The sequence below is a fragment of the Parafrankia sp. Ea1.12 genome (assembly GCF_900465275.1).
GTDB lineage: Bacteria > Actinomycetota > Actinomycetes > Frankiales > Frankiaceae > Parafrankia > Parafrankia soli.
The window spans coordinates 1-667 of the sequence record NZ_UBIZ01000037.1 but is presented as its reverse complement, the minus strand read 5'-3'; the positions used below and the strand labels follow the sequence as shown (position 1 = coordinate 667).

1 protein-coding gene is annotated in these 667 nt (G+C 69.4%); it reads left to right on the top strand.

Features of this window, described 5'->3' with window-relative positions; all coding sequences use genetic code 11:
- The first annotated feature begins 156 nt into the window (after window positions 1-156).
- Window positions 157-630 carry a hypothetical protein gene (locus tag FMEAI12_RS00180; RefSeq protein ID WP_112104553.1) on the top strand — a complete coding sequence of 158 codons (474 nt, stop codon included), beginning with the start codon at window positions 157-159 and terminating at the stop codon, window positions 628-630.
- Window positions 631-667: the final 37 nt, after the last annotated feature.

Sequence of the window (667 nt, the reverse complement as noted above, 5' to 3'; positions counted from 1 at the left end):
AGCGCGACGGGGGGGTGGTGTCCCGTTTCCTGGTCCCGGATACGCGCACGTGCGCGGCGCTGCCTGAGCGCGCACGCGGAACCGTGTTTCCGGGGCTTCTTCAAGCCGGTCGGCGGTGTTCAGGCACCTTGATGTCCACGGCAAAGGAGAACCTGTATGTTGCGACCTCGCGTCCGTCTCGCCTCCACGCGGGCGGCGCTGTTGCTGGCGGCTCTGGCGGGCACGCTCGCCCTGGCGGTCGGCGTGGCGCCGGTCGCCGGAGCCGCGAGCACGACCTCCCATGGCGGCGGTTACAGCCCGGTGGGCTACTGGACGGGCACGGCCACGACGGCACTCGGCGCCACCGAGTCGGTCCAGATGCTGTTCCTGCCGAAGAGCCGCTTCGCCGTCGCCACGCCGAGCGGGACCTTCTGGGGTTCCTGGCACTCGACCGGATCGAAGACCTTCACCTACTCCTTCGTCCGGACCCTGCCCGGCCCGAACGGAACGGTGGTCGGTTCCATCGACATCCGGCATTCGGCCACCTTCAGCAGCCGGGACGCGTTCAGCTCCACCGGAACGGCGACCGGCTACGACCTGAACGGGAACGTCCTGTTCTCCGGCCCGGTCACCTCCACCGCCACCCGGTGACAACCACGCCCATCACCTGGTAACGATCACACCCGCC

Coding starts and splice junctions, on each gene's coding strand:
- FMEAI12_RS00180 (WP_112104553.1), top strand. CDS start 157: ATGTTGCGACCTCGCGTCCGTCTCGCCTCCACGCGGGCGGCGCTGTTG.